Annotated in this window: 15 protein-coding genes; 3 read left to right on the forward strand and 12 right to left on the reverse strand. The window is 41.1% G+C overall.

Annotation, left to right across the window (positions count from 1 at the left end; translation table 11 throughout):
• Nucleotides 1–96 precede the first annotated feature (96 nt).
• The 12 genes from ACOKFG_RS11760 to ACOKFG_RS11815 all read right to left on the reverse strand — a co-directional run bounded on the left by ACOKFG_RS11760 (nucleotide 97) and on the right by ACOKFG_RS11815 (nucleotide 14,522).
• Nucleotides 97–849: a LytR/AlgR family response regulator transcription factor gene (locus tag ACOKFG_RS11760; protein ID WP_422861324.1), complete on the reverse strand. Its 753-nt coding sequence runs from the start codon at nucleotides 847–849 to the stop codon at nucleotides 97–99.
• Nucleotides 830–1,918: a sensor histidine kinase gene (locus ACOKFG_RS11765; RefSeq protein WP_422861325.1), complete on the reverse strand. Its 1,089-nt coding sequence runs from the start codon at nucleotides 1,916–1,918 to the stop codon at nucleotides 830–832. The genes ACOKFG_RS11760 and ACOKFG_RS11765 overlap by 20 nt, the downstream gene beginning before the upstream one ends.
• A gap of 12 nt (nucleotides 1,919–1,930) precedes the next feature.
• Nucleotides 1,931–2,731, reverse strand: coding sequence for a hypothetical protein (locus ACOKFG_RS11770; protein WP_422861326.1), 801 nt, complete (start codon nucleotides 2,729–2,731; stop codon nucleotides 1,931–1,933).
• On the reverse strand, nucleotides 2,728–3,150 hold the full coding sequence (locus tag ACOKFG_RS11775; RefSeq protein ID WP_422861327.1) for an ABA4-like family protein: 423 nt from the start codon (nucleotides 3,148–3,150) through the stop codon (nucleotides 2,728–2,730). Before ACOKFG_RS11775 ends, ACOKFG_RS11770 begins: the two co-directional genes overlap by 4 nt.
• A 210-nt stretch (nucleotides 3,151–3,360) precedes the next feature.
• Nucleotides 3,361–3,858, reverse strand: a complete 498-nt coding sequence (locus ACOKFG_RS11780) for a GNAT family N-acetyltransferase (RefSeq protein ID WP_422861328.1) — start codon at nucleotides 3,856–3,858, stop codon at nucleotides 3,361–3,363.
• Between the two features lie 31 nt (nucleotides 3,859–3,889).
• Entirely contained in the window at nucleotides 3,890–4,756 is an 867-nt protein-coding gene (locus ACOKFG_RS11785) for a hypothetical protein (protein WP_422861329.1), read from the reverse strand.
• A gap of 31 nt (nucleotides 4,757–4,787) precedes the next feature.
• Nucleotides 4,788–6,497, reverse strand: a complete 1,710-nt coding sequence (locus tag ACOKFG_RS11790; RefSeq protein ID WP_422861330.1) for a SusD/RagB family nutrient-binding outer membrane lipoprotein — start codon at nucleotides 6,495–6,497, stop codon at nucleotides 4,788–4,790.
• A gap of 20 nt (nucleotides 6,498–6,517) precedes the next feature.
• Complete coding sequence (locus tag ACOKFG_RS11795; RefSeq protein WP_422861331.1) at nucleotides 6,518–9,763, reverse strand: SusC/RagA family TonB-linked outer membrane protein; 3,246 nt, start codon at nucleotides 9,761–9,763, stop codon at nucleotides 6,518–6,520.
• Between the two features lie 234 nt (nucleotides 9,764–9,997).
• Nucleotides 9,998–10,843 (reverse strand): helix-turn-helix domain-containing protein, encoded by an 846-nt coding sequence (locus ACOKFG_RS11800; protein ID WP_422861332.1) that lies wholly within the window; start codon nucleotides 10,841–10,843, stop codon nucleotides 9,998–10,000.
• A 377-nt stretch (nucleotides 10,844–11,220) separates the two neighbouring features.
• On the reverse strand, nucleotides 11,221–12,135 hold the full coding sequence (locus tag ACOKFG_RS11805) for a helix-turn-helix domain-containing protein (RefSeq protein WP_422861333.1): 915 nt from the start codon (nucleotides 12,133–12,135) through the stop codon (nucleotides 11,221–11,223).
• A 160-nt stretch (nucleotides 12,136–12,295) separates the two neighbouring features.
• Nucleotides 12,296–13,399, reverse strand: coding sequence for a type 1 glutamine amidotransferase domain-containing protein (locus ACOKFG_RS11810; protein WP_422861334.1), 1,104 nt, complete (start codon nucleotides 13,397–13,399; stop codon nucleotides 12,296–12,298).
• A gap of 103 nt (nucleotides 13,400–13,502) precedes the next feature.
• Complete coding sequence (locus ACOKFG_RS11815; RefSeq protein ID WP_422861335.1) at nucleotides 13,503–14,522, reverse strand: helix-turn-helix domain-containing protein; 1,020 nt, start codon at nucleotides 14,520–14,522, stop codon at nucleotides 13,503–13,505.
• A gap of 88 nt (nucleotides 14,523–14,610) precedes the next feature.
• Between ACOKFG_RS11815 and ACOKFG_RS11820 the strand changes: the two genes are divergently transcribed.
• The 3 genes from ACOKFG_RS11820 (at nucleotide 14,611) to ACOKFG_RS11830 (ending at nucleotide 20,172) form a co-directional block, all read left to right on the forward strand.
• A complete protein-coding gene (locus ACOKFG_RS11820) occupies nucleotides 14,611–14,994 on the forward strand; it encodes a transmembrane 220 family protein (RefSeq protein ID WP_298789769.1) in 384 nt (127 codons plus the stop codon).
• A 162-nt stretch (nucleotides 14,995–15,156) separates the two neighbouring features.
• Nucleotides 15,157–18,507 carry a ThuA domain-containing protein gene (locus tag ACOKFG_RS11825; protein ID WP_422861336.1) on the forward strand — a complete coding sequence of 1,117 codons (3,351 nt, stop codon included), beginning with the start codon at nucleotides 15,157–15,159 and terminating at the stop codon, nucleotides 18,505–18,507.
• 243 nt (nucleotides 18,508–18,750) lie between these two features.
• Nucleotides 18,751–20,172: a metallophosphoesterase family protein gene (locus ACOKFG_RS11830; RefSeq protein WP_422861337.1), complete on the forward strand. Its 1,422-nt coding sequence runs from the start codon at nucleotides 18,751–18,753 to the stop codon at nucleotides 20,170–20,172.
• Nucleotides 20,173–20,192 lie beyond the last annotated feature (20 nt).

Here is a 20,192-nt window from a genome sequence, read left to right on the forward strand (position 1 = left end):
TCAATATACAATCGCAACAGTAGTAAAAAACAATTCATGTTAGTTGACTAACATGAATTAGCGATCCCAAACGAGTTCTCAAAAAATGAGTGCGTTTTATCGATTCAACCAACTTTTAAAATCGTTGATCTTGGGCCTGCTAACAATAAACTCTTGATTACGAGATTTTAATATGCTCAACTTTAGTCGATGGTTAAAATATTTATCGATTTTCTGAATGGCTGACTTTGCTACAATCTGGCCACGATTAATGCGGAAAAATTGGTCTTGATTCAATGAAATGAAAAGTTGGTCAATCGTCTCGTCTATAATAACCCGTTTATGTTCAGTGACCCCGAATGTAATGCTGTCTTCCGAGTATACAAACAACAAATCAGAAATACGTAATCGTAAAAAGCCATCCCCTTCTTTTACCAAGATACCCTCTCGTTGCGGAGTAGTCTGCATATCAGCTAGAAAATTTTGGAGAATTTCCGGATTCAATGTCAACTGCTGTTTGGAGCGTTTAAACTTTTCCAGAGCTTGTTCTAAATCGTTCTGCTGAATTGGTTTTAGCAAATAGTCAATACTGTTCACTTTAAAGGCACGAATAGCGTATTGGTCAAATGCAGTCGTGAAGATAACAGGGCATTGTAACTGGACTTTCTGAAATATTTCGAAACTAAGACCATCAGCGAGTTGAATGTCCATAAAAACAAGGTCTGGCGGACTATTCTTTTGAAACCATACGGTACTCTCTTCTACACTATCAATTATGCCCAGCAGCTCGTATTCAAACCTTAAAGTTTGTAAAAGGTTTTGAAGTTGATTTGCAGCACGGGATTCGTCTTCAATGATGAGTACTTGCATCTGGAGTTTTTTGTTCAGCAATGGTAAGCAATGGTAATTTCACTTGAAAATGCCCGTTCTCTGAAGTAATGGATACCTGTTTATCAGAAATAAGCGCATAGCGTCCTTCAATATTCTTAAGGCCTAACTTGGTGGTAGGCAATTGCGTTGATTTTGGTTGTATTCGATTTCTAACAATTAATTTCCCGTTCTCCATGTAAACGTTTACTTCAAGTGGTTTTGCCTTGGAAATGACATTATGTTTTACGGCGTTCTCCAACAAAAGTTGAAGGCTCATGGGTATAATCAATTTATCCTTTTCACTTTCAGAAATAGTCCAGTTCACTTGCAAATTTTCGCCAAACCTTTCCTTTTGTATATGAATATAGGCCTGGGCAAACTTTAGCTCATCCTGTAACACAATCAGATTGGTATTACCAGATTCAAGGATAAAGCGATACATCTCGGATAGTCTGTTTACAAATTCTTTGGCCTCCTCCTTTGTGTTTTGATCTATAATATCCCTTAAGGTATTCAATGTATTGAAGAAAAAATGGGGTTGGGCTTGATTCCGCAACGTATCCAATTGTGCCTGTACGATAGCTCTTTTAGCTTGTTCTTCATGCCTTATTGACTGTTTTAACCGGATGTAGTAGTACATCGCTTCGTAAATTGCCATCGTCATAGTGCTAATTAGAATTATGGGGACAATCAACTTTGATCTTAACGGATGGTTGTAGTTGTTTCCAAAAATAAAACCCAAAGTCATATTTCCTGAATAATCAACTGCCATCACTGTAACGACAATAGACAGGAAAAAAAGCGGAATCCTCTTTACGTTATCCTTTAAGCTGGGGTACTTTTTACGAAGTGCAATTAAAATGGCTCTCATGACCAACCAGTTCACAGTTGAAAAAATCAAGGAAACACTCCAATTGATAGCGGCCTCTACAAATGGTAATCGACTGAAGGAACCACCAGAGAACAAAAAATCAGTAATAAAACTCAGTAAGATGATTCCGGTCAGCATGAACCAGATATCGTTAAAAGCCAAGTATTTTATACGTTTTTCCTTATTGAAAAACTTCATATTCGTATGGATTTATAATCTCACCAAAGGCATGCCCTGCTTAGCTTGATAAAAGGTGAAAGCGATCCAAGAGGCATACAACAATCCAAAAAGAATTACCACAAGGCTTTTTGCCATTTTGGAAGCCTTCCATTTTTTGGTAAGCATTACTGCGAATAAAGGAATAATTTGAATGCCATGCAATCCAAAGAAATGAGCTACTCGTAAATCTCCTGCAATGGTACTCCAATTAATCACTGGCAAACCTTCACCTCCATCGGCAACGCCAACATTATGCGCCATTTGACCAATCATCTGCCCTCCTACCCAACTTCCAAATAACACCACCAACCAGCCCAACAAAATACCCCACTGAACAGGTCTTGCTACCTTCATTTTTAAACGAATAGTTTCTACAATATAAAATACCATTGTAAGAACCACAATACTTATCAAAAGTCCCATTACACCAAAAAGGATACCATCGAATAAATTGGATTGGTTATAATGCGATTGTACGCCACGTGAAGCTTGAAGGACCACAATGATAATTTCTAACGCCAAAGGCCAAGAAATCAGGTTGTTTATAATATTCCGTTTTCTTTTGGAAAACGGATAAAGTGTTGCTAAAAATCCAGATGTGATTACATAGATACCTCCTGAAATGGAGAATTTAAGTGGCTTTATCCAAACGTTGATGCCAGCTAACATGCGGTCGTCAACCATCCATCCAAGTAAACATAGGACGGCAAGAACAAAATGAAATATTCCGATTCCATACAGAATGGGGCTTTGGCTCTTTACGGTTTGTAAAATGTTTTTCACTGCTTTCATGATTTGGAGCTTTTATGGGTCCTGATAATCATAAAAAGCAAAAAGCCAACGGGTCCTAACATGAAAGTGGCAAAAAGACAAGGTGCCATCAACAGTTGATGAATACCAAGTTTTTGGTTTTCGTTAAGCATCCACATTCCAATTAATAAATCAAAGGCCAGATAATGTACCCAACCTGCCATTACAGCATTTTCCACTGTAAATAAGGCCATTACAGAAGATAGACTGCCAAAGTCCAAACCCCCACCAGTTTGGATATGAAGTATCATGTAAAAAGCATATATCAAGGATAATAAAAGTGGTATGACCTTGTGGTCAATCAAAAAACGGGTCACTTTCCATTTTGGTAGGATGATCATTAGAAGCCACATGGGCATCGCTATCGAATTGGCTATCGAAAAAATTTCTGCGGTTTTCATTGATGTTTGGTTTTACGGTTTAACACAGACCAAAAATCAATTTTCGTTTATAGGTATTAAAGGATTTTCTATTGAACCATCGTTATGGACAGTTGAATTGCAACCAGAAAGAATCTATTGTTAAGTAAGTCGGAACCTAAGGGGTTGCAATTTATGCTTGATTTATAATTCTAATGGGAATATACAGGTTGTTAAACCTTGAATTAATACCTATTTGAATTCCATCCGTAAAACTTTTTCGTTGGTTTCTTTGTGAATGTAAGTCGTCAATATTTTAAAACCATGTTTCTGGTAAAATGATTTTCCGATACTATTTTGGTCAAAAACCTCAACTTCCAACACCTCGTTGAATCTTAACATATGGGTAAGCAAATGACTGCCAATACCTTTTGATTGCATATTTGGGTCAACAAACAATCCTCCAATTTCGTTCCCAATCATGGATACGAAACCATAAACTTGGTTGTTATTTGTGTAAACCCATGTCTTGGAATTAGGCAAGAGTTTATCTTTCATCATTTTTTTTACCTTTTCAATGAATTTTTGACTTAAAAAAGGATGTCCGACTTCCTGGGCATTGTACCAGATAGTCATAACGCTTTTTAAATCAATATCTTCATAAGGACGTATCATAATCTCTTCATTAAAAAGTTTAGTAATGGGTAATAATAAAGGGACATCATATAGATGCCCCTTTAACTTTTCCACGACCTGCGAAAGCCATGTATTTTCTGAAATACTAGTTACAGATGTTCAAAACAATCTCACCGGGAGCTGGGCCGGGGCCATCGGCCGCCGCTACTTGTCCGTCTGGCGCTAATAATTCGTATGAATGCTCACCCTCAAAGTTTCCTGGGGTATACGTCCATACCAGTTCAGTAGTACCTGTTGGAACAGTTATGGTAAAAGATCCAGAATCGCCACTTGTAATTGTGTAATCGGTGTTAGTACCATCGATGGTCACCGTAATAAAGGCACCATCCCATCCATCACCAAAGCTATCTTCAATATTTAATGTGTAATCACCAATCACGGGTGCGGTTGGGATACAATTGATACCGGCCCTATAGGCATATGGTGAGGAGAAGAACGATCCACCGGATACTCTACCTGTTGTATCCACATCGGTAAAAAATCTTCCATCGGTAAGGTTTACCACCAATCGGATGTTGATCTGGTCACCACCGGTCACATTGGCCGGAGTGTTTGCAACACCAAGTGCTGAAAGCGCATCGCCCAGGGATACCGAGAAACTGGTCCTTGGCAGCCCATTTGGCCCAGAAGTGAATTCTGAGGCCGCAACAGTGCTCACAAGGGTCTCGGTTGCCGTAGTGGTGCCATTGGATGTGGAATTGTCTACAAAATCAACATAGATCTCGATGTTCGACAATAGGTCACCGTCCTCATGATCCTGTTCCTCGATGGTCACACCGAAGATCGATGCAGGATCGAAAACGTTGAAGGTCGTGCTCTCAAAGGATACGGTCCTTAGGACAGCCCCTCTTGGGACGGTCTCCTGAACTTCCAGTGTTATCTTGTCATCCTCGCTACACGAAGCCACAAGTGCCACAAGTGCCAGAGCTATATATAATCTTAAATTTTTCATGTATTCTAATTTTGTTTTCATTGCACTTTTATTAATTGGCCGCAGGAACCCCAGCTGTATCCCAGAATACAGGCTGTTGCTGATCTGGTTTTTGGCTGATGCTCGAGTTGTTGTTCACCGAGTTAGTCGGATAGTACATAGATCGAATGAAAACATCCGGGTTCGGCTCAAGGTTCGGCTGTAGTGTTGTCGGGAACCCAGTTCTTCTATAGAAGTTGTAAGGATCTACCCCGTTACCGAAGCTGGCTATCCACAACTGCTCTGCAAGGATGTTCCACTGTCCGTCCGCATCGGCGGCGTCCCAAGCTGCATCAACGGCATCACTGTAAGCTGTAACGTCAGCGGCTGAAGGCTCGAATGAAGCATCCGCACCCGCCAATCTTGTAGATGAGAAAGCCTGTACCTTGGCAACTGACTTGTCAAGTGCTGAAAGCACGGCAGCTTTTGCACCTGGGGCATCCCCTGATGCCATTGCGGCCTCCGCGATCATGAAATCGGCACCGAAAGCGGTCAACAGGTTGGTGATACCAAGACCTGCGGCACCGGCCACCAATCCAATTGCAGTAAAGGAATCATCATCGAACTTGCCACCTACAGGGTACGTACCATAGACAGTTCTTATTAGTCCATCAGGCGGAATTCCTTCAGCGCTACCGTGGTCACGTCCCCAATATCCATTGGGAAGGTTACAGAAGGTAAAGCCTCCGTCGATATAATGTTGCGGAGCTGTTTGTAAAGAACAGACCAAAGTTACTTCATCTGGAGCCGTCCCATCCTGTCCAGGAACCGTGGCATTCTGTCGGTAGAAATAGTAACGGATCCTTGGATCGTCAGAGGTGTCCATAAGGTTCATCAACCAGTTGGACATGTACTCACCGGCACCAGAAGCGGTATAATTGATCCCGTAACGTGGATGCCTTGAATCAGGTTGGGCAGCACTGGTAGCGCCCCAAGCAAACAGAAAGTCATCAGCGGTATCGGTGATATAGTTCCCACCGGTAACGATTGCATCGAAACTTGCCAGTGCACTTCCATCGACCAACCTTCTCTGAAGGTAGATCTTCATCTTAAGGGTATTGCACGCCCTGATCCACTGATCCTCATCGCCCCCGTAATAGAAATCCGTCGGTGGCTTGGCTGCAGGGTCAGTTCCAAAATTGGCTATCGCCTGGTCCAACAGAACAAGAGCAGCATCATAGATGGATGCCCCCGGATCCGCTGCAGGGTTGAAGTTGTCGTCCGCTATTGCGGCCTCCGTGTAGGGAACGTCCCCGAAGAAGTCCACCATGGTCACAAAAAGGTATGCCTCGATGAACTGCGTTATCGCGATGTGGTGCGTAAGTCCTGCTTCTGTTGCCAAAGGCTCCATGGTCCTGATGTTGGCCAATAACCTGTAGGCATTGTCCCATTCATCCGACATGTCACTTCCTTGGTAAGCACTCACATAGTTCCTACCGCTCATGTTCACGATACGTGTAAGCTCCATTCCTAGCTCGTTGAAACCGTCACCAGTGGTGTTACCACCCGATGCCCAGTTATCATTTGCATCGCTGTCCGCATCCCCTTCAAATTGTCTCACGAAATCCTCCTGGATCGAGTTCAAAAGGAAATCGGGAGAAGATTGCTCCGGGGTCAAGAAGTTGGGGTCCGCAGTAAGATCCAACTCCGTGGTCTCACAGGAAACCAACACTAACGCCATTGCGCAAAATGCTGTAAATATGTTTTTACTTATTCTTTTCATTATCTTTTAATTTTTTGTTCTTAGAATGTTGCCTTTACACTAAGACCATATCTTCTTGCACTTGGTCCGTTGATGAAATCAAAACCAGCTCCGTTGGATACACCCAGACCGGCCGTGTTGGGGTCGAAGTTTGCACCTTTCGGGGTATTGATGGCCCTGAAGTATAGGTTGTTACCTGAAACGGTAAAGGTCAAGTTTCCAAATGGGGTCTTGTCCAAGAACTTCTTTGGAAGCGCATAGCTCAACGAGGCCTCCTGTAACCTTACGGTCGTGGCATCGTATACCTGTAGTTCACTTGGTCCGAAAAGGATGTTGTTGAACCAGAAGGTTGAGTTAACTATTTGCAATTTGTTTGGATTTCCGTTGGCATCAACACCTGGAAGAATGTAAGTATCTTCCCTATCATTCGTCTCTGGAATCAATCCCCTACCTAAAAGTGTAGAGATGGTACTGGAGTAGACGTCCCCACCCTGTGTATAGTTCCACTGGAAACCAAGGGTGAAGTTCTTGTAGGAGATACTGTTCCTTACGTTGGCCACCCAGTCCGGGTTTGGATCTCCGATGATACCATCGTTCGGGTCCTGTACGTAGTTACCATCGGCCCCCACTACAAAGTCCCCATTGGCATCCCTTAGGATACGAGTACTAAAGAATACACCCAAAGGCTCTCCTTCGATCGCAGCATTACCAAGGTTATTAAATCCAGAATAAACAACCTGGTCGGTATCGACACCAAGGTCAAGTACCGTGGTCTCATAGGCGGTAAAGTTAAGGTTGGTCTTCCAGCTGAAGTCACCTTCCTCTTTGCCCCTGAACCAGTTGATCCCAAGATCTGCTTCGATACCTTCCGACTCGATCTCACCGATGTTCACCGCTACCCTTCTTGTTCCAAGGTCGGCAGCTGGATCCAATGGTCTGTCAAGGATAAGGTCGTTGGTGTTCCTTTTGTATACAGAAGCATCCAAGGTGATGCGTCCGTCCCACCAGCGGGATTCGATACCAAGCTCTATCTCTTGCAAGGTCTCTGGTTTAAGTGCAGGGTTGCCTGTTCTTGTACCCACCTCGTTGGTCACGATGTTCGCTCCCGATCCGTCCTGTACATCCTGTGTATCAAGGATAAGTGTGTTTGCAATAGGATAGTTGGACGACTCAAAGTTCGCCGATACCCCGATACCACCACGTATCTTCAGGTAGTTGAGCACGTTCTCCGACTTTAGGCCTTCGATGGCGGCGGTCGGTATAAAGGACACACTGGCAGATGGATAGAACTGGCTCCTGTTCTCCTGAGAGAAGTTGGATACCCAGTCGTTACGTCCGGCCAAGCTCAAGTACACCCAGCTGTCATAGTCAAAATCCACTTGCCCGTAAAGACCTACGAGGTTTCTTTCAACAAAAAGTTGGATCTCGTTCTGGTTCAAATAGTTGAAGTGCCTCAATACGTCGAACACTTGCTGGCCGTCACTGGCCACACCGTTCTGGTCAAAGATCTCACGTCTTGAAGTGGCACCCACGTTGAAGGTGGTCCCGATCTTATCGGTAATGTCATAGTCTCCGTTCAAAAGGAAGTTGTGGTCCCAGATGGTGTTGGTGTTGTTCCAGGTCTCATAGAAACCGCTCACCGTTCTGGCTCCACCACCGATACCACCCTTGTTCTGGTAGTTGGTGTTGTTCTCGCTATAGATATCGATACCTGCCCTGTAGACAAGGTTAAGGTTATCGTTGATGTCATACATGATGGAGGCCTGTCCGAACACCCTGTTGGTCTCCTGTAGTGAGGCCGCGTTGTTCACCGTCCACAATGGGTGCTGGATGGAGTTGTTCTGTCTGTAGTAGACACTGCTTCCATCGATCGGGTTCTGGAACGGAAGTCCCTGCACATCGATACTCCTTGGTGTGAACCAAAGGTGGCCGAACACGGAGGAACCTGTACCTGTTGAACCGTTACCCTGGCTGAGTGCCACCGGTGGCGATGTGAACTTGGTCCTTGCATAGTTCAATGTACCTGTTGCGGTGAACTTGTTGCTGAGTTGCGCCCTACCACCTACTGAAAGGGTGTTACGCGTAACACTGTTGTTGGGTGTGAAACCGTTGTCCTTAAGGTAACCGTAGTTCACGTTGTACCCTATCTTGCCATCATCGGAGGCTCCCCTTACGTTGACAGAGGTATTGGCCACGGTTCCTGTCTTAAAGAACCTTCCAACATTATCATAAGGTCTCCATTCGTATCTAGCTCCTTGAAACTCTGGGAAGGCTGCTTGGATACCAGATGTTGATGTCGAATATGGGTGTGCAAGGGTACCATTGTCATCTATTGCTCCTTGATTTCCCCATCCTGCTGCTCCCTCTCTCCTGAAGCTTGGGCCCCAGTTGGAGAAGAACCATCCAAAGTTTTGGTCAAATCCGTTACCGTATTCGTTCTGGTAATCCGGAAGTGATGCTATCTCGTTGAAGAAAATGGAGGAATTTACCGTTACCTCGGTCTTCTTTGGACCGGCGGCGCTTGATGAACCACCCTTGGTGGTGATAAGGATCACACCGTTACGTCCCTGTGAACCATAAAGTGTGGCGGCCGCAAGACCCCTAAGCACGTTCACGCTCTCGATACTGTTCGGGTCAAGGTCAAGGAACCTACTCGAACCGTTGTTACCGTTGATGAAGTCATTTCTGTCACCCTGTCTACCCTGCGAGTTGGTGTCCGTACTGAAAGGTACACCGTCCACGATGAACAGCGCCTGGTTACTGGAGCTGAACGTGGATAGACCACGGATTATTACATTTGTTCCCGATCCGGAAAGTCCACTCTGGTTTGTTATCTGTACCCCGGCGGCCTTTCCCTGGAGCACCCTGGCAACATCGCCATCGGGCCTTTGCTCTAGGTCCTCGCTACCTACCTCGGTAACCGCATAACCCAATGCTTGTTTCTCTCTCTTGATACCAAGGGCCGTTACCACAACTTCCTCAAGGGCCTGGGTATCGTCCTGCATCTGAACGTTGATAACGCTCTCCGCGCCGATCGCCCTACTTGCAGGGCGCTGCCCTATATAGGTGAAAAGTAGTGTCTGACCTTGACTGGCACTGATCGAATAGTTACCATCAAAATCTGTTTGGGTACCATTAGTGGTGCCCTCGACGACAATGTTGACCCCAGGCAACGGAATATCTGCGGCATCGGTAACCGTACCACTAATTATTTTCTCCTGGGCTAGGGAGGTGGTGCAGTAAAATATAGCTAGCACCAAAACCCCTAACAGTTTTTTTAGTTTCATAGAATCTAAGGTTTTGTTAAAAATTATGAGTTAGTGCAAAGAGAAAGGAAGGTGGCTTTAAAGCATTGACAGCTAATTCAAATAACTTCTTAAAATAAGAACAAAACCTAATGGTTGTCAGTTCCGAAAGAAGTAAGGCTTCTCACCACCTTACCTTTACAATTGCGAGGTAAAACAACATAAATGAGAAACCATTTATGAGAAGCCTTATAAACCTTTCGGTTTTTGCCGATACTAATTAAAAGTTTTGTCCGTATCCATTAGAAGTTCACGATACTTGGATGGAGTAAGGCCGGTATTCTTTTTAAAAGCCTTGTTGAAAGAAACGGTATTATTGAAGCCGGAAAGATAGCCCACTTCGGATAGTGTGACCTCTTTTTTTCGAACTTCCAAAAGTTCAATTGCTTCAATGATTCTATGTGAGTTAATAAAATCAAAAAAGTTAGAACTAAAATATTCATTGATAATCTGAGAAGCATGGTGTCTGCTTATGCCAAGTAATTCAGCCAGATTATCCAACCTTAATTCACTATTCAAATGAGGTTTATCGTTGGACATTAGAGTCTCCAATTTATCCTTAAGTTCAAGCGAGTAATTTTTGGAAAGCCCGGTCTTTTTATATTTCACAAAAGGAAGAACATTTTCAATTGGGACACCATTGAAAATCGCACTATAATTAAAGGCAAAATATGATATGATCAATACGAATATTGAAATAAAAAGTATCACAACATAATCTTGAGAGAGCGAACTAATTCCCAAAAAATAAGATGAGTAATTCACAAAAAAACCGAATACGCAACCAAGAAAGGCTAAAATAATTACCCGAGTCCAAATCCTTAAATCTCGATTGCCCTTGTAGATTTTCCAATACTTTTTTACAATAGCCACTCCATACGCTATCATAATTAACACCAAAACTGCATCTAAATATCCAAAAGGGAAAAGCAGGTAAGCATAGTCCCGTGTCTGGGCTTTCATAACCAATTCCATTTTAGCATCTGCTGTCAAGAAGAAGAAAGGAGCAATACCAATGATAACATATAACAGGGGAATAAAATGCCAGAAATCCTTGTTCAAGCTAACAGACTTGTCTGTGACAACCTTTCTGATATAGAAAAAAAACAAAGGCGCAAAGGTTGAAAATGGGATGTAATAGGTAAAAAAGAAGTGAACATATTCCTTAGTAAATAATAATAAGGACCAATAAATCACTGTGAAAATAAGCAGCCAGGCAGCTGCAATTAAAAAAAGGGCTAAAATTATATTGGCATATCTAATTTGCGATTTTCGAAATATGAAAAATATGGCAATCAAAAGAGCCTGAAACCCTAAGAGTAAAATAAATAAGTATGCAAGGTTCATTATTTTTTATTTCAAAAATATTGATACCTGAAGTTAATTAATAAAAGCCTTATAAGGATTACGAATTTAAAATCTAATTTCCAAGAATAAGGTTATGCATTCTTTTTTCTGTAAGAAGACGGAGTAATACCCTCAAACTTTTTAAAAGCACTATTAAATGAAGACAAACTACTGAAGCCGGCATCAAATGCTATAGATGCTATGGTAAAATTTTCATTGTCTACATCCAGAAGCAATCCTTTGGCTTCCTGTATTCTATAATGGTTTATAAAGTCATTAAAGTTCTGTTTTGAATGTTGATTAATGACCTCTGAGGCTTTTTGAGTACTAACTCCTAATAACTTGCTAAGACTAGAAAGAGATACATTGGATTCCAAGTAAAGTTTATTTTGCTCTATTAAATCAGTAATTTGTTTAAATAGCTCAGAATCGTCATTCTCTTTGAACATGTTTCCGTCCATATCTGTGATTCTAAGCTGAAATGCCTTAAAACTCAAAAAATATACAACCATCGAATATATGATAGGGCCTATTATATAAGGGACGGCATCTTCTATAATATTTAGGAAGTATGAAATCCAAATGATTGCGAAACCAATCGTTAAAAGATTCAACCAGATTAGAATTGCCCTTTGTGATTTGGTGCATTCCTTACTTGGATATTTTTGTTTAGTTCTACGTACGGCTTTAGCAGTAATGAAAATATAAAATGCAAAATGTAGATAGATAAAGATCAGAGCACTTCCAAATATGATAATAACTTCCTTGCTATTGGTGTCAAACCAACTTTTTGTTACAAAGAAGCTACTTAAAAAAATTAATCCGAAAGGCAATAGTTCTATAAGGTAATACCTCGGCAATTTATATCCGACAATCGTCATTCCGGAAACGTACCAACGCAAAAAGGGGCCTATCAATAGAAGAAAAGCTAAACCCGCAAAAATGAATGCGGGCTCTAAATCGCTGCCAAAATTCAGCATTACGGATTTACCAATTCGAAAGGCCATAAAGACCAAAATCAAAGCTAAAAGATAATTGGGCAGTGTTTTTTTCTTCTTAAAAAAGCATAGGTAGAGTGCAAATGCTATCCCGTGTAAAAGGCCCGCACTACTGATAATAACAAGAAGTATATCTGAAAAACCCAAATAGCTATTTTTCCAAATTTACCTATATTTTCTTTGATTTAGTTTCACATTTTTTCGCATAAGAAACCAAACTTATTAAACTAGGGAAGTCACCTAATTGACCTTTCATAACGGAAATTATACTATGTTTTGCCAATAGTATCCTGTCCATGGGTTTATTTTCACTAAACAGGTCTTCAATCATTTTCTTAGCCTCCTTCTTTCCTTGTTTTTCATAGGTCAACAGCACTTTTACTGTGTTTTCTTCTGCAGTTATTTTCCTATACTTAGGCGTATAACCCAATTGTTGTACCATTTGTTCAGCAACATGCCATGTAGACCAAGGGTTTTGACCCGTAATTAAATTGCTATCGTGACTAACGTTATCCAAATACATCACCCCTTCGTTAAAATTTGCACCTTGTTCAATCATTTTATCTTGAAGAAGGAAGGGGAAGATTGATTCAGCATCGGAGATTAGCAACAGCTCTTCTTTATTTGTAAAACCACTTACTGTTTTGTTTTCCAAAAGTGATGCCCCGTTGTCCAATTTTACATTTACAAGTGCCGCAGGACCATGGCAGACAGCACCAACCACTTTGTCGGACTGATAATAATCTTTCACCAAAGTTTGAATTGTTTTATTATCCGGAAAATCGAACATGGCACCTTTACCTCCAACGAAAAAAACCGCTTCATAATCATCCGCAACCACATCTTCCATCGGAATTGTATGGCTTGTTTTATGTTGCGCTATTGAATCATTTAAAAATGCGAAGTCAAACTCTCCCATATCCTCATCGTCTATTACAACTGGTGGCTTCCCTCCTTTTGGGCTTGCTACATCCACTTCAAAACCATTGGCGGTAAAGATGTAATACGCTCGAGCCAACTCTGTTAGTTCATAACCTGTACTTTTATCGCTGGTTCCCATGATATCCGTGCTTGTTACCACGGCCAATATCTTTCCCCTGTGAGGAACTATGTTTTCCGACAAATAAGGCAAATCTTTTACCGTTGCCACTTCATCATCATGATTTATAGGTGGCAATAGACTTTTAAACCAAAAGCCAAAGCAAACTACTGCAACAACTAAAAAAAGAATAAAGAGTGATGTCCATTTAAGGACCCGATATTTTTTAAACATAACCTTTCATTTATAATTATCAGCTAAATAAGCGCAGGAAGCCAATAAAAGCTGTCGAAATGATAATTCCGTCAGAGTAAAAGATTATTTCGTAAAAGGTAAATTAGGCTAAACTCAAATTGTTTTGCCTGTATCGATTAGGAGTGCATTTTTCATGTTTTTTAAAAACTGAAGAAAAATACTGGCTTGTGGTAAAGCCGCATCGGTACGCCACTTCGGTCACGGTAAGATTGATATCTTCCAAAAGCATTTTTTTTGCCATTTCGAGACGTCTCATCATCAAATAACGCATAGGTGTAAGATTTGTAATTTGCTTGCAATGATATGTAAATCGAGTTACCCCTACTCCAGCAGACTGCGACATGGATTCTATGGTCCAATTTTCAGTTAAGCTATTCTCCAATTCTTTCAAGAAGAAATTCACACTTCTAGAACTTTCGGTGAGGGATTCGTTCAAAATCATGTCATCCGTATCCAACAGGTCCAAAAGCAATATCAATAAATGATTAATGTGCAGTCTTATTTTGGAGGCATTGCTTCCAGATCTGTCCAGGTCTATTGCCCTACCAATATTTATAAAGCAATTCCGCACCTCTTTATTGGTTTTCAGAATTGACTTTTCATTCTGCCTTAGAATCGTGGTCAGCTTGAACAAATCCCTTTGGGTCATTGTAATCCAATCAGGCCACTTCCAGTCTTGATGGGGTCTTCGTATACCTAAATCGATGATGACCCAATAGAATTTTCCCATTCCAACATATGGATTTCCTACTTTGTGCACTTCCCAAGGTCTTGTAATTGTCAAATAGTCCGGTTTTAGTATGACTTCTTTGTTTTCTTGAGAATAAGGCATGGTTCCAGATTCTAAAAAATGAAATTCGATTCCCTCATTTCTGTGCCAATCCAACCCCCAATCCTGTGGCTCATGAGCATCCCAATAGCCGATGCTATTAAGCCCTAAGGTGTTATCATCCAATCTATCACCGGGATAGGTATGCCTCGACAGCATTTTGGATTTGATTTTTTTACGCTGGGCAGCATCCACCAAGGGCAGGCATTTATCCGCTCTATACACAATCCCTTCAGCTCGATATGGTTGAATTTCCTGTATAGTACCTTTCATTGAAATTTTTTACACAAAATAGATTGAAAAGTAATTAAATTTATAGGTGCAACCAAATACCCATCCTCCGAAGGGTAAAATTGAATTTATGAAAACCCAGAATACATCTTTCTCCATGAAAAAATCCATAAACACCCTGTTATTTATCATTTTTTCGTTGTTTGCCGCTCTTCAATTAAATGATAAAGATGGATGGATTTGGTTTATCGTTTACGGAATTGTAGCCATAGTTCATCTATACGCTGCATTTAAAACCCTAAATCAGATGCTAATTTGGGTATTGGTTTTGGGCCTTTCAATCTATTGCATATTCCATATTCCTTATCTTTTAGAATGGATGCAAGTAGAGGACAAATCAGAGATTTTTGGCGAAATGGTTTATGAAAAACCCTATTTGGAAGGTACCCGCGAATTCCTGGGACTACTGATAGCTATCATCGCATTGTCCTTCAAACTAAAACGCAAAAAATAACCGCCAAAATTCTAGTTGCTTCTTTGTAAGACTGAAACTTATTTTAAAGTGAGAATTCCATAGTGATTGTATAAAATATTTCACTGACCTAATCTACACAATTGGAATTCATTAAATATGTAACTTCCAGTCCCATAGTCCAATCCATTTAGTTATACAACCATGAAATCTGTACAATACCTGTCTATACTTCTGCTATTAATCACAGTGGTTTCCTGTGGAAAAAGTCAAAAAGAAATCTTGGTTTTCAGTAAAACTGAAGGCTTCAGGCATGAATCGATTGAATCTGGACTAATTGCCCTGAAAAAATTAGGACAGGAAAATGATTTCAAGGTCGTAACCACCGAAGATGCCTCATACATCGTTGAAGATTCGCTTCAAAATTATTCTGCAGTTGTATTTCTTAATACGACTGGAAATATCCTGGATGCCATTCAGCAAGCAGATTTTGAACGCTATATACAAGCAGGAGGTGGTTTTGTTGGAATTCATGCTGCTACGGACACAGAGTACGATTGGCCATGGTACAATCAGTTGGTAGGCGCCTATTTTAAAAACCATCCCGAAGTGCAACCTGCTACATTAAATATTGTAAACAAAACCCATTCTACTACTAAAATGTTGGACAGCACCTGGGTTAAAGAGGATGAGTGGTACAATTTTAATAGCATCAATCCTGATATTAACGTACTCATAGAAATTGACGAAAACAGTTATGAAGGCGGCGAGAATGGTGAGCATCACCCCGTTTCATGGCATCACAATTTTGACGGAGGCAAGTCCTTTTATACCAGTATGGGACATACCAACGAAACCTTTATCGATGAGAACTTTTTAAAACATCTATTAGCAGGTATAAATTATGCGTCAAACGGCTCACTTGATTATGACAAGGTCAAAACGGATAGAGTACCCCCAGAGCACAGGTTTACTAAAAAAATTCTGGATTTTAATTTGGATGAACCTATGGAATTGGCCGAATTACCGGGAAGAGGAATTTTATTTATAGAAAGAAGAGGATTACTCAAACTTTATGATTTTAAGACTTCCAAGACCAAAGAAATCTCACAGTTAAATTTGTTTTATGGAAACGAAGATGGTCTTCTTGGGTTGGCGGTTGACCCCAATTACATAGAAAATAATTGGATCTATCTTTTTTATTCGGCGGCAGATAAGGAAGAACAACATATTTCAAGATTCACCCTTAAGGGTGACCAGCTGGATTTTGATTCAGAAAAAATCCTAGTTACCATTCCCCTATTGCGTGAATGCTGCCATAGTGGAGGTGCTCTAGAATTTGGGCCAAATGGCAATTTATTTATAGCAACTGGTGATAATACTAATCCATTTGAATCGCAAGGTTTTGCTCCCATTGACGAGCAAGAAGGCAGAGCACTTTGGGATGCTCAGAAGTCTGCAGCCAACACCAATGATCTTCGCGGAAAAATACTTCGAATAAAACCGGAAGATGACGGTACGTACTCAATTCCAGAAGGAAATTTGTTTGCTGAAGGCACGCCCAATACTAGACCTGAAATTTATATCATGGGCTGTCGTAACCCATTCAGATTCTCAATCGATTCCAAAACTGGCTATGTGTATTGGGGTGATGTTGGTCCAGATGCAGGCAAGGGTGATGAAAATAGGGGACCTAAAGGAATGGGCGAAATTGACCAGGCCAGAAAGGCGGGTTTTTGGGGATGGCCGTATACTCGAGGTAACAATCAACTATACAACGATTACGATTTTGCTAAGGAGCAGCATGGACCCAAATTCGACCCGAACCGTTTAATCAATGATTCACCCAACAACACTGGGATAAAAGAACTTCCGCCGGCACAGGAATCACTTATTTGGTATTCCTACGATCGGTCAGAAGAATTTCCTTGGTTGGGAGAAGGTGGTGTTAATCCAATGGCTGGTATAGTTTTTCATTCTTCAGATTATCCAAATGCACAAGATGGAACGTTCCCTGATTATTTTGAGAACAAGTTTTTTGTGTATGAATGGATGCGGGATTGGATCTATGTTGTTACGCTAGATGAAAATCACAACTATGTAAAATCGGATCCCTTTATGCCAAATACCGAGTTTTCTCATCCCATGGACATGATTTTTGGTTCTGATGGTAAAATGTACATGTTGGAATATGGACAAAAGTGGGTCTCCAGAAACTTGGATGCAAGATTAAGTCAAATATCGTATATAGAAGGAAACCTAAAACCCGTGGCGCAGATTGCGGCAAATACCGAGGTAGGTCCTGCTCCCCTTACTGTTGAATTTTCGGCTTTATCCTCTATAGATTACGATGGTGACAAATTAAGTTACGAATGGTCTTTTTCCAATAACGGCCAAGTTGAATCAACCGACGTTACACCAAGTCATACATTCGAAAAAGCTGGTGTCTATAACGTTCGATTAAAAGTATTAGACCCAGCCGGAAACTTTAGCACAGTACGGACAAAGATTTTGGTAGGAAATACACCTCCAGAACTTCAAATTCAAATTGAACCCAAGGATTCAATATACTTCAATAATAAAAAAGTTACCTATAAGGTCATGGTTACCGATGCCGAGGATGGTAGTTCAGAAAGTGGAACCATTCCTCCAGACAAGGTCAAGGTTACATTTAGTTATATTCCAGAGGGTGAGGATATGATAAAAGCCACTATCGGCCATCAGCAAAATGTGGTTCCCGAAGGGAAAAAACTCATTGATGCCACAGACTGTGCAGCTTGCCACGCTTTGGATGTAAAAGTAAACGGCCCGAGTTATATGGAGATTGCGGAAAAATATTCCAAGGAAAACCGGAATTATCTTATAGATAGGGTCAAAAAAGGAGGTTCTGGCGTTTGGGGAGAATCATTAATGTCTGCCCACCCGCAATTGGAAATTGAGGAAATAGGTAAAATGGTGGATTATATTCTATCGTTAAGCCCGGATGAAAAAGTAGAGGAACAATTATTACCTCTTTCTGGAAAAGTTGAATTTACAGAACATATAAATGGTAATACTGGTGGAAAATATGTGTTGATGGCTTCCTATTTGGATAACGGGCATCCCAAGGTTCCCAACTCTGAATTGGCCTCAAGCTCACAGGTAATTTTTAAAGCTTCAAAACTTGAGGCGGAAAATGCTGATGATAGGAGTGATGATGTTGGGGATTGGAGTAACGAAGGCTTTGAACTCGTAAGCTCCATAAAACATAACAGTTACATCGGGTTCAACAATGTTAATTTCAACGGCTTAAAAAGTATTAGTTTTTCCACTTTCTACATTGCCAACTATGAGTATAAAGGCATACTCGAAGTCAGGGAAGGTTCTCCAACAGGCACACGCATTGGCAGTGCGCCCTTGGGCTATTTCCATAAAACCGAGCAAAGTTTGAAGAGTTATCAGATTCCTGTCCAACCCACAGTGGACCAAAGCTCGCTTTATCTGGTATTTAAGAATACAGCAGACGAAAAGCAATTTATAGCCAATGCCAACTGGATAATTCTAAATTATCAATAGGGACCTGAAGATATATATGGTTCGTCTAGCTCTTTGAAATCAACAGAAATAACCGTTGAAAATTGGGCATTCTTGGCCATGGCACCAGCCAGACAATTATCCCAAGAATATCAGGAGTAAAATATTGGACACTGGATAACTTTCAGCATATATTGAGTATTATATTATTTCTTTTCTTACAAGATTGCAAGATAATTCGTATTTATTGTTAACTTACTGACAATTAACTTCTAACAACACTTCATGTCTAGCACTACTGAATTATCCGACCAACTCACCAAAGATCTTTTGAGCATAGACCAAACAGTTCCTATCGCTGATAACCCACTTCAATCCGATTGGGTTTTTCTTAAAGAAAGTGAGATTCGATTTATCGACTTTATGAAAGACAGGCCATTACCTTCAGATGGTAATCTTGAATATGGCCCCGCACTCTATCTATTACATCAATTTCCCAAGGGTGTTGTGGACATTCTAAAATGGATGGGAATGCCCAATACCGACATCCATAAAACAGATTGGGACATTTGGATGAAAAACGTAACCAATGGCCCCGGTGTTGTGGCCCCCGATGGCACCCTCTATCTGGAAACACTGTACGCACAGCTGGATTATCATTGGACAGAATCCTTGGTGTATTACCTGTATTATAGATGGGACAGAAAAGCGGATGCAACATTTGGCACAACTCCCGTGACCACCAAGATTACGGGTCAAGACCAACTTACCATTGCCATTATGGGAGATTGGGGTACGGGAATCTATAATGATCAAGGATTTCCATCGCCCTCTTCTTTGGTGGGCAATGCCATTAAAAATCTGCCTCCTGAGGAGAAAGCAGACATAACCCTGCACCTTGGCGATGTTTATTACGCAGGCCTGGGCAAAGAAGAGATGAACAAGCTTCTAAAACATTTCCCTAGAAGTAAAATGGCCAATTTCACATTGAACTCCAACCATGAAATGTATGATGGGGCCAACGGATATTTTGATGTTGCATTGGCCAACCCTTTGTTTCTTAAAGACCAGAACAACACAAGTTACTTTGCCATCACCTTTGGTAATTGGGTCGTTATAGGGTTGGACACCGCTTTTTATGATAGTAGTAAAATGTATATGGATGGAGCTTTATACGATACCAATCAAATAAATTTCATCAAAAGTTTGAACATTGGTGCCACGCAAAAAATCATCTTAATGACCCACCATACGGGTATGACCGCCGATGGAAAAGACCTTACCCCACCAACCTATGATGGTACCAACATAAAAAAGCCATTGTTCACCCAGGTAGTCAATGCTCTTGGGCGCGCTCCGGATTACTGGTACTATGGCCATATCCATAATGGTATTGTGTATAACGACCAATCTGTGGCGGGCAAATACAAATGTCCGTCGGGTGAAATCCCTAAACTGCGTTGTGTGGGGCATGGCGCCATACCCTTTGGAAAAGGAACATCATTGCACACCGGTGGCAAGACCAATCCAGAGATAGACTATTTTTCCCAAACGCCAATGCCCAATAGCACTCCCCCAACCAAATTGTTGGAGTTTAGGGTGCTTAATGGCTTTGCCACCATAACACTTGGCCCTAACGGGATCAAGGAACAATTTTATGAAGTTTCGGCCATAACCGGCACCTCCAAAGTTTGGAACAATGGATAGTGGATAATTTTAGGATACTT

Origin of the sequence: Flagellimonas rhodophyticola, from assembly GCF_049332665.1 — a bacterium.
Classification (GTDB): Bacteria; Bacteroidota; Bacteroidia; order Flavobacteriales; family Flavobacteriaceae; genus Flagellimonas.